Below are 13,300 nucleotides of genomic sequence, written 5' to 3'. Positions count from 1 at the left end.
TTAGTTAAATTAACGAAGTGGACGCACAGGACGCACAGGACGCACAGGACGAATTGAGCGAATGGGGGGAGTGGGTCTCACATCGCTTAACAACTGAGCTAAGTCATTGCGATCGCGAACACCAGAAATAGCCGCCCCCATGCGCTGGAAGACTTCGATATTATCGATCACACCGTTAAATAATCTGCTACCAGGTCCCTCTGAGGCGATAGCCACATCATCAGCGGTGTGGTTAGCAACCGTAGTGGCGCGTTGCAAGTCAGCAGTAAGCAGTAATCCATCGGGGTCACGCAGAGGATTAACTTGAGTACCATCCACCCCGGTAGCTGGATTGCGGTTGAGGTCATCGGTCAAAAAGTCAGTGCGGAACACCGGACGAGCGGAAACACCAATAGCTAACTTGCTGCTGGGAGTCGCATCATCAGGGAAACCGTTGCGATCAGCATCCACATAGTTAGTAAAACCAGCATTACCAAAGGAACGCATAGCATCTCTCAGGTCTACTCTACCTTCGCGGATAGCAACGCTATCCACAGTACCAGCAACGGTTTGACCTTGGGCGTGGTCAGAAGTTACCACTAACAGGGTATTACCTGAGCGTCTAGCATATTCCCTACCGCGACCTACAGCTTCATCCAGCGCCAAAACTTCGTACAATGTGCGGTCAGTATCCAGAGGATGGGCTAATTTGTCAACTTGAGAAGATTCTACAAGCAAAATCCAGCCTTCGGGATGCAGTTGATCCAAAACGGCAATCGCCTTTTGGTGCATTTGTGCCAGAGTAGGTATACTAGCAAATTCTGGGGGGATAGGGGGATCAAGTTGACTAGCACCCCGTCCTTCAATTGTCGCCCGACCTCTAGCAATTAACAGGTCTAGTTCCGAAGGAATATTAGAAGCTCCCAAAGCCGAACCCTGACGGAAATCTCCCAAAAATAGGCCTAAAATAGGGCGATTGTTGGGGGCGCTATTTAACTGGTTAACATCTTTGACAATGCTGTAACCTAAATTTGTAGCCACTTCCGTTAGGTCTTTGCCATCCTGGCGGAATGCAGTATCTTTAAATTCAGCAATCCGTGATTGGGGTACATAGTTCCGTGCGCCGGGTCCTAAAATCACATCCACAGGTTGGGCTAGTTCCTTCCAACCCTGGTAGCCAGTCGCAGGTAGTGAGTATCCATCGTCACTAAAGAAGTCTAAATAAGTTTGAGCGATCGCCGGGTTTTGAGCGCGAGCGATAATATTAGTACCAAATGCTCCCGGTGTAGCGTCGGTGGTGAACGCAGTGGTAACTAACCCAATTCCCCAGTTGTATTTCCGCTTCATGTACTGAGGTAGAGTTTCCGCACGGGGATTGTCAAAGGGATTCCCGGGGGTATTATCCGGGAAAGCGTTCATCGCATTATTGACGGTTTTAGTCCCCGAAGCCCAAGCTGCCGCAGTATTGGCAGAGTCAGGGATAATACTATTTAAAGAATGGGTAGATACTAAACCTAATTCTGGCATCTGCTCAATTTGCAAATAACCACCAGGTTGACCATCCTTAACTCCATATTCCATGATCCGGGCTGCAGTGCGCAGAGGAACCCCCATACCATCACCGACGTAGAAGATAATTCGGTTGAGGTTTCCGCTGGTTTGGAAGCGCTGCACCTTGTAGGTGTTACGGGCGAAAACATCTCTACCATCAATATTGACCGTAGCCTCTACCTCGTAAACGCCGGGGGTATCAAAGGAGTAGTTCCGCAGTGTTTGACCAAACAGTTTAGAGTCTGATGGCTTACCGATTTCCAGTTCGCCCCCTGGTAATTGTAGCTGTTGGTTAATACCTTCTCTAAAGGAATTGGTAAAGTCTACCCCATTGATTCTAATAGAGGTTAAAGTCGGTTCCTGTTGAGTTTCCGCAGGGAAGATACTTTCTACCCGCAAATCAAAACGCTGGTCTACTAACAGAGTGGAGTTATTAGTAGGCCAAATCCTCACCTGTTCAGCCCCTAGGGATTGGGAATGAGCCGGTACTATGGTAAATGACCAGTAGAATATCATTAATAGCATTGCTACTAATGCTGTTTGCCATCGAGTCCAAACAGACCCGAATCCCGAGAAATCCTTCATTTTACTTCCTATTGTGGACGAATAAATGGGTGATGATTATGCTGATAATCCTGGCTATAAGCATCATGTGTAAAGGTAAATTTAATGGGGTTAACCAGATTTTTTTGCGGCTAACATTAAAGATAAATCTTGATTAAATAAGGGATGTAAACGGACTTTTCCTGGTTTTGCGGGACTAGCCAACTGCAAAGTTATATCTGTAATTTGAAAATTGTCCTGGAGGTGAGTATGTAATTTCTCAAGTAGGCGATCGCGTTCTATATTCGTGGCACATTCCACCGTCAAATTGGCACAAAGCATGACTTTTCTGCTGCTAATTGTCCAAATATGCAGCCTCTCTATTTCCACAATTCCTGGGAAACATTCAATGAACTTTTTCACCTCCACCGGATCAATAGATTTAGGTGCATATTCCAGAAAAATCTTTAAACTTTCTTGGATTAAAGGCAATGCACTCACACCGGTAAAAGTTGCCACAACTAAACTAATAGCCACATCAGCCCACCACCAATTCCACAGATGGATAACCACAGCCGCAGCAATCACACCCACAGAACTAGCAGTATCAGCCATGATATGTAGTAAAGCCCCTTTCAGGTTTAAGTCATTGTGAGTATGGGGATGTAAAAAGCTAATATTAATTAGATTGACAATTAAACCGACAATGGCAATTGCCAACATCGGTAAACCTAAAATATTCCCCGGATTTTGCCATCTTTGAACAGCTTCCCAAGTAATAAAGGAGGCAATAGCCAACAAACTCAAACCATTTAACAACGCCGCTAAAACTTCAATACGTTCATACCCAAAAGTTGCTTTCCCCCTGGCTGGTTGCTGGGCTAGGTAACTAGCAAATAGTGATATTCCCAGGGCGGTGACATCAGAAAACATATGTCCAGCATCTGCCTGTAAAGATAAACTTTGACTCCACAGCCCGACAGTCCACTCAGCCACAAAGAAAAAACCCAGCAAGGCTGCTGTTACCAGGAGAACTTTAGTTTTTTGCTCACCTATTGGCACTGTTTGAGAAGCATCATTACAACCACATCTACACCATTCAAGTGAAAGCATTATCCCAACCCAACTAATAGCGCAACGCCATATGTTCGCCCAATCAAAACTCAACTAAAAATCAGTTTGAATAATTCAAACTCTTGAACATAAGAACATATATTTAATTTATGTTGAAAATTTTCTGCTTAATTTAAGAATAGGTAAAGTCCAGAATAAAATTTAGGAAATAAATAATTAAATATCTCTTTTACTCAGGGTCAGATATCCAACCTGTAACCCATTAAAAAATATCCCCGACTATTATTAAGTCGAGGATAGGAAAATAATCTTGACGCTTGTCACCTGTCTAGGATTTAAGTACCAATAATACCGTCGTCATTCTTGGTAATTACCACGGTAGCAGAACGGGGGCGACCGGATGGGCCATGACCTTGACTATGTGGCCAGTTGCTAACCTTGTTGGGTTCTGCAGTAGTACCACCATCACCTGGATGCTGAATATTGATAAACATGGTTCTATGATCCGGTGTAGTAGTCACACCGGTGACTTCACACTCGGTGGGGCTGGTAAGGAAGAGCTTGACCTGTCTAGGATCATTAGGGTTAGCACATAACATGGTGTTACTACCAATGTTAACTAAATTACCAGTACCATCACCGGCGTGGTCAGTTTGAATCCACAGACGACCATAGTAGTCAAACCACAGACCATCCGGTGAACTAAAGTCATCACCGTTAATATTACCCACCAGATTAGCTTCAGGTCTTTGGCTATCACCAGCTAAGACATAAATATCCCAGTTAAAGGTGGTAGCTGCAACGCTGCGTCCAGTCTCCCGCCAACGGATAATGTGACCGTAACGATTATCTGGTCGGGGGTTAGCCGCATCCACAGGAGGACGAGCAGAACCTCCAGGGGTTGTGCCATTTGGATTATTAACAGATGGGGTTCCTGTACCGCGACGAGAGTTATTAGTTAACGTGCAGTAAACTTCAACTTCATTGAATCCACGAATGCGAGGACGCACAGCAATCCACTCTGGGCGGTCCATCATAGTAGCGCCAACTCTGTCCGCAGCCTGTCTGGTTTTAATCAGCACCTCTGCTTGGTTATTAAATCCATTTTCTGGTGTCAGTCCCCGTTGACCCCACACTAGAGGTAGCCATTCACCAGTACCATTGTCATTGAACTTGGCAACGTAAAGAGTACCGTTATCAAGGATATCACGGTTATTGGCACGCACTTTAGGATCGTAGGTACGAGAACAAACGAACTTATAGATATATTCGTTGACATTATCGTCACCTGTATAGAAAGCTAGACGATTGTTGTCATCAACAACATATTGAGCGCTCTCGTGTCTGATGCGACCCATGGAAGTACGCTTAACTGGCCTGCTGTTGGGTTCGTAGGGGTCAATTTCCACTACCCAGCCGAATAAATGGGGTTCCAGGGGATTATTAAAAGCGTCAAAGCGGGGATCAACCTCAGCCCAGCGATAGTAGCTAGAGGCTGCGGGGATACCATAACGTCTTTGTCCATTGATGATATCAGCCTTTTTACCCTCCAGACCTGGAATATTAACTATATCCGCAGTTTGCCCAGATCCAAATGTGCTGTTAGCGAAATAACCTTGGAAGTTCTCTTCACAGGTGAGGTAAGTACCCCAGGGTGTAATGCCATGGGCGCAGTTGTTGAGAGTACCATAGGCAGTGAAACCGTCATTCACCCCAATTTCAATTGATCCATTGGGTTGAATAGAGAATTTCTTAGACCTCATTAACGCATCGCCAGCCGCAGGCCCAGAAACGCGCATCTCTGTATTCCCAGTAATGCGGCGACCATAGCGGGAATTGCGATCAACACTCCAACCACCGCCAAATCTATCCTTAGATATCTCTTGGATGGATACACCATGAGCAGCCTGAGATTTTCTGGCTTTCTCAATGGTCATTACAGTATTACCGTCAGTATGCAAGAAGTGTTCTTGGGTATACTCATGGTTAATACACAGTATTCCCCTACGATTGTAAGCCTGACCTTCTACAGGGACATCTAACCCCGATGTCCGGTTGTAATAGCTTTTTCCTGGTAGAGGGAAGAAGTGCATCCCGTCATGGTTCTCCCCCACTTGTTTTTCTTGGGCTGCTGCATCCTGAGAAGCATCGGGTAGCCAGTCAGGGGCACCAGGCATGATGGGGTCTCCCCAAGCCGATAAAATCCGCGCTGTGTAACCCGGGGGAACACTAACTAAATCTTTCTCTAACAGTCCAGTTTCTGCGTTGCGGAGATTTGGTTCAATACTTTGGAAGCCTATACCAGCAAAGCCAAGCCCACCAGGTACTGTGGATGTGGAAGCAGTTGCTGTTTGCAGCAAGCCGCTGACAGTGGTATCACCTAGAACTGCCAATATAGATGTACTGGCTGCTGTTACCACAAAGCGCCGGCGCTTCATGCTCACCCGTCCAATTACGTCGAGAATTGACTCATTACCGGATGGGTTGATGGTTATGTTGTTCTTCGGATGAAGATGACTTTTCATTTATAGTGACTCCGTTTAATCTTTATAACCAAAGCAATTTAGTTGGCACACTCAAACAAGACTTGAAGGGGATAATTGCAATATCCATTGAGTGGTTTTTACTCTTGTGATAACCAATTACCCATAGGTGAGGAAATTGGAAAATAAGATATTTTCCTCACTGAACATAAGCACCAATATTTTGTCCTCAATTTATGCAATAAAGATTAAAATATGGTTATAAACTGATTAATTTAAGTTTATTAAGTAGCTATATTTGAGAATACTTATGTTTTATTTATCAATTAAAATACTGCTATTACAGCAGCTAAATTTTAGCTACAGGCTTATAATTTAGGTATTTAACCTTTGTTGACATTTATCTTAATTGATGAATATTTTCTAATTTATTGAAAATAATTCTCATTTAATTTTTACTGATAAACATTTATTTAGATATCTTGATTAAGAATAATTTCTGTGCATAGAAAAATACTCTAAATAAATATTAGTAAAATTATTCTATAAACTGCTAAAACTATACTTGATTTATTATTTAATTTATGATTTGGAGTAACTAGGCAAAACTGTGTGACTCCAACTGAACACCCCTATTTTTGATTAAAGCCAGGGGCTGGCTCGCCGCAGTTATCTTGGTCTGTTGTTGTCTTATCCTGGAGATGGGTAATTCTGTTGTGGGTGAGACTGTGTTTTTCAGTGTTGTTATACCGACTTATAATCGCCGACCAATTCTAGAAAAGTGCCTCCGCGCTTTGGAGGTGCAAGAGTTGAGTGGATCAAGTGCATACGAAGTTGTTTTAGTAGATGATGGCTCTACTGATGGCACATTGGACTGGTTGAAAGCACATAAGGAAGAATTTCCCCATGTGCGATGGGTTGAGCAAGACCACGCCGGACCCGCGGCGGCTCGGAATTTGGGGATTTCCCAAGCACGGGGAGATATCATAGTTTTTATTGATAGTGATTTGGTGGTGGTGAAGAATTTTCTGCAAGCCCATGGGGAGGCGCTGGTGCAGGGGCGCAAAAAACTAGGAAGCGATAGGGAAAGGCTACAGGAAGCAGATCGGTTTTTTACATATGGTGCAGTAATTAATACTTGCAATTTCCATGAACCCACGGCTGAACCCTATAAAATCACAGATTTTTCTGCGGCTTTTTTTGCTACAGGTAACGTAGCCATCCCCAAGCATTGGCTAGAGAAGGCGGGAATGTTCGATAATAGCTTCCAACTGTATGGTTGGGAAGATTTAGAATTAGGTGTGAGACTGAAAAAATTGGGGCTAAAACTAATTAAATGTCCTGCAGCAGTGGGCTATCATTGGCATCCACCATTTAACTTAGAACAAATTCCCCGTTTGATTGACCAAGAAATTCAACGCGGACGCATGGGAGTTTTATTTTATCAAAAGCATCCCTGTTGGGAAGTGCGAATGATGATTCAAATGACCTGGTTACATCGTTTACTGTGGGGTATTCTCTCCCTGAATGGCTTACTGAATGAGCGGACTATGGCGCCTTTGTTGCGGTGGCTAATTAACTTAGGTAAACCCCAGTTAGCCTTGGAAGTTGCCCGAATTTTCCTTAATTGGTACAACGTTAAGGGAGTTTATGCTGCTTACGCCCAAGTCAGAAACCAGTAAAATTGAGTTGAAATAGTACATTTATTGTGATATGCTCGGAGGGTTGTCTAAACTCGCACATCCAGTAATTCGGGTGTTTCCTCACCTGGGAAATACAACTGGATGGAGGTTGAACCCGAATAGGAGTAAAAAAAATATGCCAGTAGTTTCATTGGCTCAGATGATGGAGTCAGGGGTACATTTTGGGCATCAAACCCGGCGTTGGAACCCAAAAATGTCTCCCTACATTTATACTTCCCGCAATGGCGTACACATCATTGACTTGGTGCAAACTGCCCAGTTGATGGAAGATGCTTATAGCTATATGCGATCGCAGTCTGAACAAGGTAAGAAATTCCTGTTCGTTGGGACAAAACGCCAAGCAGCCGGAATCGTTGCCCAAGAAGCGGCACGTTGTGGCTCTTTCTACATTAATCAGCGTTGGTTGGGTGGAATGCTGACCAATTGGGCAACCATCAAAACCAGAGCAGACCGTCTCAAAGATTTGGAACGCCGGGAAGAAAACGGCGCTCTAGATTTACTACCCAAAAAAGAAGCTTCTATGTTACGTCGCGAGATGGTGAAGCTTCAGAAATACCTGGGTGGGATTAAGAACATGCGCAAAGTCCCCGATGTGGTGGTGATTGTAGACCAACGGCGGGAATATAATGCAGTTCAAGAATGCCAAAAACTGGGACTGCCTATTGTGTCTATGTTAGATACAAACTGCGACCCAGACGTAGTAGATATTCCCATACCAGCTAACGATGATGCCATCAGATCAATTAAATTGATAGTTGGCAAATTGGCGGATGCAATTTATGAAGGTCGTCACGGTCAGCTAGAAACTGACGAATACGAAGATTATGATGGTTCTGAGTATGACGAGGAGTACGAGGAGTACGAAGATGCTGACTCCACCTCTGAGGACGAGGAATAATCATCATCAATCAGCATCTGGCGTTGCTGAGTGTTCAAAGGGGAAGAAACAAGTATGGCTAACGCCATGCTAATGAGAATAAGTATATTATGATTACCCCTCCTCTCTTAAGGGGAGGGGGTGGTGGGGGTGGGGTTCTTCTTTCACCATCTCTATCAGATTTCACAGCTTTTTCTTCCCCAGCCCTGAGTAAGATAGAAATACTCAACACCCGTGAGCGATAACAACTCAAGGTAAAGTTAGGAATTAAGGCAACATGGCGGAAATATCGGCAAAACTTGTCCAAGAGCTACGCCAAAAAACTGGTGCAGGCATGATGGACTGCAAAAAAGCCCTCAAGGAAAATGAAGGCGACATAGAAAAATCTATAGAATGGCTGCGACAAAAAGGCATTGCTTCGGCAGGGAAAAAAAGCGATCGCATTGCGGCAGAAGGTCTAGTAGAGACCTACATTCAACCCAGTGGTGAGGTTGGTGTACTGATAGAAGTTAACTGCCAAACCGATTTCGTCGCCCGTAACGAAGCGTTTAAAGCTCTCGTGAAAAACCTAGCCCGGCAAGCAGCCACAGCTGATAGTGTAGAGTCTTTATTGACTCAGCCCTATCTTGAAGATCAAAGCGTCACGGTAGACCAGTTTATCAAGCAAACCATTGCCCAGCTTGGTGAAAATATCCAGGTACGTCGCTTTGTCAATTTTGCCATCCCAGAAGGTAAAGAAGGTATCGTAGACAGCTACATTCACACTGGTGGTCGAGTTGGGGTTTTAGTAGAGCTTAACGCCGAAACTGATTCAGCAGCTAAGAATGAAGAGTTTCAAACATTGGCGAAGAATGCTGCTATGCAAGTGGCTGCTTGTCCCAATGTTGAGTATGTTAGCATCGAGGAAATCCCAGCGGAAATTGCTCAAAAGGAAAAGGCGATTGAAATGGGGCGGGATGATTTGGCTAATAAGCCGGATAACATCAAAGAGAAAATTGTTCAAGGTCGCATTGAGAAACGCCTGAAAGAAATGACTTTGTTGGATCAGCCTTTCATTCGCGACCAGGGTATTTCTGTGGAAGACTTGGTAAAACAAGTTAAAGGCAAAGTAGGGGAACCTATTAAGGTGAGTCGCTTTGTGCGCTACATCCTGGGTGAAGGTATTGAGAAGCAAGAAAGTAATTTTGCCGAAGAAGTTGCTGCACAAATGGGTGCTAAGTAACTTGACCGGTGGTTATGAGTTATTTTGATAACTCTTTGGTTCTGTAATAACAGGTCAGTGATAATTAACTGGCCTGTGTTTTTTTGGGGTAGTGGTGGGTTGTCGAAGTTAGCGGCTTGACCTAGGGTACACAGATAAGTAAGGAAGATATGGCCAGAGCAATTGAGCTAATTGAACGGGATATTACAGCTTTACAAGAGGCTATCCGGGCGATCGCCAGGTCGCTCCAAAATGCTTATGCTAGTTATTGTCATAGTTTGGGGACAGCTTGCACCAAGCAGTTGATTTTGGCAAGTTACTATCTATGTACTCAAGGGTATCCCGAAAAGTTTCTCAATTTATCCCTGAACCAGCGCCAAAAGTTGCAGCAAGGTATCCGCAATTTGGGTACCCAAGGTGCAGAGTTATTAAGTTCTTATCTCCAAGCTCAAGGGATAAGCTCTGATCAAGTAGATCAAGTAGATGAGGAAGTCAGGGAGATGTTATCTGAGTCATCAGACTTACCTATGAGCAATGTAACTAAAAAAAATTCCCCGCCTGATTTATCCAACCCCATGGAAATATTAGAATGGCAAGAGAGCATAGAAGAATTCATCCAAGGTGTACTGAAAAATATCTCCCGTGAGACAAATCTTTTATTACAAAAATTTTGTATTATAAGCGAAAAAATACCTGAACCTCTTTTAGAAGCAGCTGCGGCTGTTATGGAACCAAATGCCACGCTATCGCTATCAGAAGCATCTGCTCAGGTTATACCAGGGCTACCCAACCTGTTAAACTTGGTGGTGGAAATTGAAAATGAACAAAGTCCGGAAAACTCAAAACTCACACAGGTTATGGCGATTAATCTCCGATTGGCAGAAATGGAATTTGCTGATACAAAACTTTCATCTGATCGTAAACAAATTCGCCCTATTCTAGTTCAACTTCAGAGCGTAGGACGAGATTATCAAAAAAAGCAACGGGAGCGCTCAGTTGCTCAAGCTGAGTCTGCATGGCGCGCGAGTTGGTTTGAGTAGAGATATTCCCATTTACCCCATTCCCCATGACCAGTGACCAATGACCAATGACCAACCAGATTGGGTAAGATTGCAGAAAGCCTTGGCAATAGAAGCAGACCAGGGCTTTACAGACTTGATGGGCAAACAATACCGCTTCAGTGAATTTCTGTGCTTGACTTTTGGGAAATTCCCCGCAGTTTCGCCCTCTACGGAACAAACTACCACCCTATCGCGATCAGAACGTAGCCGTTGGGAAGAACTAGCGGCGAGGTTTGCTAATTATCCCCATCTGGAACTAGAGGAAAGACAGCACTTAGTGGCTGAAACTCGCCGGTATCTCTACCAACTACAGCAAGAACCAAAGGAAACTACCACACAGCCACAGCAGAAATACCAAAGCCAAAATCCTCAACCTAAAACCCCAATTGTAGCAGAGGTGTCTCGGCGGTTAGCGCCTAAGATTGACCAAAAACTCAGTGATTTACCAGAAATAGGCATCCGCAATGCTGAAAAATTGGCAGCGCTGAATTTGTACACGGTGCGTGATTTACTTTACTACTATCCCCGTGACCACATTGACTATGGTCGTCAGGTGAATATCCGAGACTTACAGGGGGGTGAAACAGTTACCATAATTGCCAGCGTCAAGCGTTGTAACTGTTTTACTAGCCCCAAAAATAAGAAATTATCCATTTTAGAATTAGTCCTCAAGGATCAGACAGGCGAAATTAAAATTAGTCGCTTTGCTGCTGGTGCGCGTTTTGCTAGTCGCGGTTGGCAAGAAGGTTTAAAACGCCGCTACCCTGTGGGTAGTATTTTGGCGGCTTGCGGGTTGGTGAAGGAAAGTAAATATGGTTTGACTCTCGATAACCCAGAACTGGAAGTATTAGCACATCCTGGGGATACCATTGATTCTCTTACTATTGGTCGGGTAGTGCCCATTTATCCTCTCACTGAGGGTGTGGTGGCCAATACTGTCAGACAGGCGGTTAGGGCTGCTTTGCCTGCTGTGGTTAACCTGAAAGACCCTTTACCTAAGGGGTTACGGGAAAAGTATGGTTTAATGGAGTTGAAGGATGCGATCGCTAATATCCATTTTCCTGATGAGAGTGCCAGTTTACAAGTTGCCCGTCGTCGTCTAGTTTTTGATGAATTTTTCTACCTGCAACTGGGCTTACTACAACGTCAGCAGCAAGCTAAGGCTATCCAAACTAGTGCTATTATCGCCCCTAAAGGTCAGCTAATTGAGAAGTTCTCGGAAATTTTGCCTTTTCAACTCACAGGGGCGCAGCAACGGGTAATTAATGATATTCTCAAGGATTTACAACAATCCACACCCATGAATCGTTTAGTACAGGGGGATGTGGGTTCGGGTAAAACTGTGGTGGCGGTAATTGCTATCTTGGCGGCGATTCAGTCTGGCTATCAAGCTGCGTTAATGGCTCCTACGGAGGTTTTAGCAGAACAGCATTATCGTAAGTTAGTTAGCTGGTTTAACTTGTTGCATTTACCAGTAGAATTACTCACAGGTTCCACTAAAATTCCTAAACGCCGGGAAATTCACTCGCAGCTAGGAACCGGTGAATTACCTCTGTTGGTGGGTACTCACGCCTTAATTCAAGATACTGTTAACTTCCAGCACCTGGGGCTGGTGGTAATTGATGAACAGCACCGTTTTGGGGTGAAACAAAGGGCGCTGTTACAGCAAAAAGGTGAGCAACCCCATGTGTTAACTATGACGGCGACCCCCATTCCTCGGACTTTGGCGTTAACTATACATGGGGATATGAATGTTAGTCAGATTGATGAGTTACCACCGGGACGGCAAAAAATTCAGACTACTGTATTAACGGGTCAACAACGCCGCCAAGCTTATGATTTAATCCGCAGGGAAGTTGCCCAAGGAAGACAGGTGTATATAGTTTTACCACTTGTGGAAGAGTCGGAAAAGTTAGATTTGCGTTCGGCGGTGGAGGAGCATCAAAAGTTACAGGAAACTGTTTTCCCAGAGTTTCAGGTGGGATTGTTGCATGGTCGCATGAGTGCGGCACAAAAGGAAGCGGCAATTACTAAATTCCGCGATCGCCAAACCCAGATTTTAGTTTCTACCACCGTTGTAGAAGTGGGTGTTGATGTCCCTAATGCAACCGTTATGCTCATAGAAAATGCGGAGAGATTTGGCTTGTCACAACTGCACCAATTACGGGGGCGTGTGGGTCGGGGGGCAGCAAAGTCCTTTTGTTTGTTAATGAGTAGTTCTCGCAGTCCTGATGCTCAACAACGGTTAAAGGTGTTGGAACAGTCCCAGGATGGCTTTTTTATTGCGGAGATGGATATGCGGTTACGCGGTCCGGGGGAAGTGCTGGGAACTCGTCAATCTGGTGTAGCTGATTTTACTTTAGCCAGCTTGGTGGAAGATGAGGAGGTTTTACTGTTAGCTAGACAAGCGGCGGAGAAGGTGATAGAAATAGATGTCACTCTGGAGCGTTGGGATCTGATGAAAGCTGAGTTGAAGTATCGCTATGAGCGGTTAATGGGTGGGGCGATTTTAACTTAATTTATGGCTCAACCACGCTATCACTATCACGGGGTTGAAATGTTAGGCTTTTCATCTCACCTGATAGTTTAATTACTAACATTATAGTTAGAGTGTTTATATACACAACGATTAACGTAGCATAAAAAAGACCTTTACACTCAAAAGTCTTCATAAAACTTAATTACTTAACTATAGCAATCGCCAAGGAGGTTAGGACGCAAAATGCAAGACATCCTCAATGGCATCTCGTAAACAATTAAACTGGTCTAACTTTTTGCGGATTCGACTTTTTAACCAAGACCAGCATTTTTCAATCTGATTCAGGTCT

At 44.3% G+C, this 13,300-nt stretch carries 8 protein-coding genes and 1 pseudogene; 5 read left to right on the top strand and 4 right to left on the bottom strand.

From position 1 onward, the window contains the following. Positions 1-9 precede the first annotated feature (9 nt). From PN447_RS09930 to PN447_RS09920, 3 genes are all read right to left on the bottom strand, one after another. Complete coding sequence (locus PN447_RS09930; protein WP_271762756.1) at positions 10-2,115, bottom strand: alkaline phosphatase; 2,106 nt, start codon at positions 2,113-2,115, stop codon at positions 10-12. Positions 2,116-2,205: 90 nt separating this feature from the next. Further along, a complete protein-coding gene (locus PN447_RS09925; RefSeq protein WP_271762754.1) occupies positions 2,206-3,186 on the bottom strand; it encodes a cation diffusion facilitator family transporter in 981 nt (326 codons plus the stop codon). Between the two features lie 296 nt (positions 3,187-3,482). Beyond that, complete coding sequence (locus PN447_RS09920; RefSeq protein WP_271762752.1) at positions 3,483-5,672, bottom strand: PhoX family protein; 2,190 nt, start codon at positions 5,670-5,672, stop codon at positions 3,483-3,485. 659 nt (positions 5,673-6,331) lie between these two features. On the opposite strand from PN447_RS09920, the gene PN447_RS09915 reads away from it, so the two are divergent. The 5 genes from PN447_RS09915 (at position 6,332) to recG (ending at position 12,990) form a co-directional block, all read left to right on the top strand. After that, positions 6,332-7,312, top strand: coding sequence for a glycosyltransferase family 2 protein (locus tag PN447_RS09915; protein ID WP_271762750.1), 981 nt, complete (start codon positions 6,332-6,334; stop codon positions 7,310-7,312). A 136-nt stretch (positions 7,313-7,448) separates the two neighbouring features. Next, complete coding sequence (gene rpsB / locus PN447_RS09910; protein WP_271762748.1) at positions 7,449-8,231, top strand: 30S ribosomal protein S2; 783 nt, start codon at positions 7,449-7,451, stop codon at positions 8,229-8,231. A 256-nt stretch (positions 8,232-8,487) separates the two neighbouring features. Further along, on the top strand, positions 8,488-9,432 hold the full coding sequence (tsf, locus tag PN447_RS09905; RefSeq protein WP_271762746.1) for a translation elongation factor Ts: 945 nt from the start codon (positions 8,488-8,490) through the stop codon (positions 9,430-9,432). Positions 9,433-9,581: 149 nt separating this feature from the next. After that, positions 9,582-10,451 (top strand): hypothetical protein, encoded by an 870-nt coding sequence (locus PN447_RS09900; protein WP_271762745.1) that lies wholly within the window; start codon positions 9,582-9,584, stop codon positions 10,449-10,451. A gap of 40 nt (positions 10,452-10,491) precedes the next feature. Further along, on the top strand, positions 10,492-12,990 hold the full coding sequence (recG, locus tag PN447_RS09895) for an ATP-dependent DNA helicase RecG (RefSeq protein WP_271762743.1): 2,499 nt from the start codon (positions 10,492-10,494) through the stop codon (positions 12,988-12,990). A 192-nt stretch (positions 12,991-13,182) separates the two neighbouring features. Here the strand turns inward: recG and PN447_RS09890 are convergent. Beyond that, a pseudogene (locus tag PN447_RS09890) lies at positions 13,183-13,300 on the bottom strand (IS630 family transposase); the annotation flags it as partial.

Source organism: Anabaena sp. CS-542/02 (assembly GCF_028331085.1).
Classification (GTDB): Bacteria; Cyanobacteriota; Cyanobacteriia; order Cyanobacteriales; family Nostocaceae; genus Anabaenopsis; species Anabaenopsis arnoldii.
The sequence above is the reverse complement of the archived record's forward strand: the minus strand, read 5'-3'. Positions and strand labels throughout refer to the sequence as shown.